General features: G+C 59.1%; 4 protein-coding genes. All 4 read right to left on the reverse strand.

What is annotated here, in order from left to right; all coding sequences use genetic code 11:
* Positions 1 to 226: 226 nt before the first annotated feature.
* Positions 227 to 772 carry a DUF4166 domain-containing protein gene (locus A2I95_RS27925; protein WP_291735162.1) on the reverse strand — a complete coding sequence of 182 codons (546 nt, stop codon included), beginning with the start codon at positions 770 to 772 and terminating at the stop codon, positions 227 to 229.
* A complete protein-coding gene (locus tag A2I95_RS27930; protein ID WP_367152822.1) occupies positions 769 to 1176 on the reverse strand; it encodes a thiol-disulfide oxidoreductase DCC family protein in 408 nt (135 codons plus the stop codon). The genes A2I95_RS27925 and A2I95_RS27930 overlap by 4 nt, the downstream gene beginning before the upstream one ends.
* A gap of 38 nt (positions 1177 to 1214) precedes the next feature.
* Positions 1215 to 1568, reverse strand: coding sequence for a hypothetical protein (locus tag A2I95_RS27935; protein ID WP_027259696.1), 354 nt, complete (start codon positions 1566 to 1568; stop codon positions 1215 to 1217).
* 44 nt (positions 1569 to 1612) lie between these two features.
* The coding region (rpoD, locus tag A2I95_RS27940; RefSeq protein WP_291735167.1) for an RNA polymerase sigma factor RpoD at positions 1613 to 3541 on the reverse strand (1929 nt) is incomplete at its 5' end.

The raw sequence follows: 3541 nt of genomic DNA on the forward strand, positions 1-3541 counted from the left end.
CCCGTCCATTTGCTTAAGCGCATCCCCCTGATCCGCCAAAGCTTCGACCATGAACTGGTTGGCAGTCACCAGATCATTCAGCGACTGAAGCTTTGCAGTCAGCTGCAGCAGAGCCGTGTTCATATCGGTATGTGCAGACATCTTCTTCCCCCCGGAAGGCCAATGGGCAACAGCATCGATTTTAAGGGCCGATGCCGCGCCGGACAATGACAGGGTTAGCAAATGGTTAACGCCTCAGGTTCAGCTCCGGCAGCACCAGATACCCGCTGTAGCGCACCAGCAGACCGATGCGCGGCAGGCTGGCGGAGATGTCAAATCCCAGATGCCCCTCCGGCGTTTCAAATTCAGTAGAGGCGCTTTGCGGGCAAAGGGCTTGGGGCAGCGGCAGCCCGAACAGCCGGGCCTTCTCCACCGAGACCACCATTGCGCCTTGCTGGACCGATACGGCCAGGTCCAGTTCGACCAAGCCGAAGCGTTCCACTGCACGGCCTTTTTGCGGATCGTAGCGCAGGTGCGAGCGGGTCAGGAATTTCCGGAAACTGCGCCGCCAGACATGGCCGTTGCCCTGCGGCGTGACGTCCAGCCGGAACCGGGTTTCGGCCATTGGCGGCGGGAAGCCTGCAAGCCCCGCCAGCAGCCGGGCCCAGCGGCCGCCGCCCTCAACCTTGACCATGCCGTGGCTGCGTTCCGGCGGCTGCGCATGAAACCGCAGCAGGACCGGTGGCACCTCCAGCTCTTGCGCCGCGATGATGTCGCCAAAGGCATCCCTCATCCGTCAAAGCCCCCGTCGGCAAACCGTTCGCGCACTTTGGGGCTTGGGATCATGCAAGTGTCAAAGCGGCCGAACAGCCTGTACCGGTTGCAGGCGATGCTGAAGTACAGCGCATTCTTCAGCCGCCCCGGCAGGAACCGGCAGACTGACAAGGCCGGCCAGGGCCAGGGCAGCGCCCGCATCGCCGCGGCAAAGGCATCCAGCCGCTGATAGGTGCGGCCATTGACGATCACCAGATTGGTCTCGAAGTCATCGGTGGGCAGACCGTGTTCGCGGTAAAGCAGCTGCCCCAGCGGCGACTGTGCGGTGGCAAAGGAGAACCGCCGTGCCCGGTCATGGCGCAGCATGAAGCGGAAAAAGCCTGAACACAGCACGCATTCGCCGTCGAAGACGATGAGGTTCATTTTTCCGGCAGGGGGTTCCCCGTCGTTCGCCATCTCTTTCAGCCAATTACCTTTTCAACGTCGATCGCAGCCCAATCAAACGCCACCACGCGTCCTTGCTCAGCCCTTAGACCGGGCCATCCACCGTACTTTTCCAAAGCTTTCGGAGATGGCTTGATTTCGCCCGACCTCAAACTCTGCTGTTCCACGACAACAGTTGCAACGTCGGGAAGGTTTGCACGTTCACAGATCGCCCGCACCAGATCTAAAGGAGCTCCCAGCAGTCTGTGCTCCCCTTGCCGCCCAATCAGTTCGGCCAAGTCTCCATATGTAACAAAAACCTTGTCACTTGATTGCCGCAGCTTGACGTATTCAGAGAAAATTAGATTTGCCCAAAACTCGTTGGTCGCCATTGGCCCCTCACAAATAAAAAGGCGCCCCGCGGGGCGCCCATTGATTACTGATCCAGGAAGCTGCGCAGTTTGCGGCTGCGGCTGGGGTGCTTCAGTTTCCTGAGCGCCTTCGCCTCGATCTGGCGGATCCGTTCTCGGGTCACGCTGAACTGCTGGCCAACTTCCTCAAGGGTGTGGTCGGTGTTCATACCGATGCCGAAGCGCATCCGCAGAACCCGTTCCTCACGCGGCGTCAGGGACGCCAGAACCCGGGTGGTGGTTTCCTTGAGGTTTTCCTGAATGGCACTGTCCAAGGGCAGCACGGCATTCTTGTCCTCGATGAAATCGCCCAGCTGGCTGTCTTCCTCGTCCCCGATCGGGGTTTCAAGGCTGATCGGCTCCTTGGCGATCTTCATCACCTTGCGGACTTTCTCCAGCGGCATCTGCAGCTTTTCGGCCAGTTCTTCCGGGGTCGGCTCGCGGCCGATCTCGTGCAGCATCTGGCGGCCGGTACGGACCAGCTTGTTGATGGTCTCGATCATGTGGACCGGAATACGGATGGTACGGGCCTGATCCGCGATGGACCGGGTGATGGCCTGACGGATCCACCAGGTCGCGTAGGTCGAGAACTTGTAGCCGCGGCGGTATTCGAACTTATCCACCGCCTTCATCAGGCCGATGTTGCCCTCCTGGATCAGGTCCAAGAACTGCAGCCCGCGGTTGGTGTATTTCTTGGCGATCGAGATCACCAGGCGCAGGTTCGCCTCCACCATTTCTTTCTTGGCCTGACGGGCTTCTTTTTCGCCCTTCTGGACCTGCTGCACGATGCGGCGGAATTCGCTGATGTCCAGACCGACATAGGTACCAACCTGAGCCATGTCCGCGCGCAGTTCTTCGACCTTGTCGGAGGAGCGCTCAAAGAACATCTGCCAGCCACGACCGGGTTTCTCGCCCATGTCCGTCAGCCAATTCGGGTCCAATTCACGCCCGCGATAAGCTTCGACAAATTCGCGACGGTTGATCCGGGCCTGGTCGGCCAGTTTCACCATCTGCCCATCAATCTGCATGACGCGCTTGTTGATACCATAGAGCTGGTCAATCAGGGCTTCGATGCGGTTGTTGTGCAGATGCAGGCCATTCACCAGTTCGACGATTTCCGAACGCAACGCCTGATAGGTGGCTTCGTCCTTGGCGCTGAATGTGCCGTCTTCGTTCAGGGTCGCCGAAATCCGGCTATCCTGCATTTCCGACAACATGGCAAAGTCGGTCGAGATCCGTTCCAGCGTGGTCAGAACCTGATCTTTCAGCGCGGCTTCCATCGCGGCCAGCGACATGTTGGCCTGTTCGTCCTCGTCATCGTCGTCGTCGGATGCAATTGGGTTGCCATCGGCGTCCAGTTCGGGACCGGTGTCTTCCTTCTTGGTTGCGGCCACAGCCGAAGTATCGACAACTGGTTCTTCTTCCTCGTCATCCAGCTGGTTGCCGAATGTGGCCTCCAGATCGATAACGTCGCGCAGAAGAATATCTTCGGACAAAAGTTCGTCGTGCCAGATGGTAATCGCCTGGAAGGTCAGCGGGCTTTCACACAACCCCAGGATCATCGTGTTGCGACCGGCTTCGATCCGTTTCGCAATCGCGATCTCGCCTTCACGGCTCAACAGTTCGACGCTGCCCATCTCGCGCAGATACATGCGGACCGGGTCGTCGGTACGATCCAATTTCTCGGACGCAGCTCCAGCCAGCGTAATTTCACGCGGACCTTCGGTGGTTACCAGATCGGTCGGCCCCTTGTTCTGGGCATCGTCGTCTTCGGCTTCTTCGTCCTCGATGATATTGATGCCCATTTCCGAGAGCATCGACATCACATCTTCGATCTGTTCCGAGCTCACCTGATCAGGCGGCAAAACCTGGTTCAGCTGGTCATAGGTAATATAGCCCTTCTCCCGGGCTTCCGCGATCATCTTCTTGACGGCGGCCTGGCTCATGTCCAGCGA

It is taken from the genome of Leisingera sp. F5 (assembly GCF_001593695.1).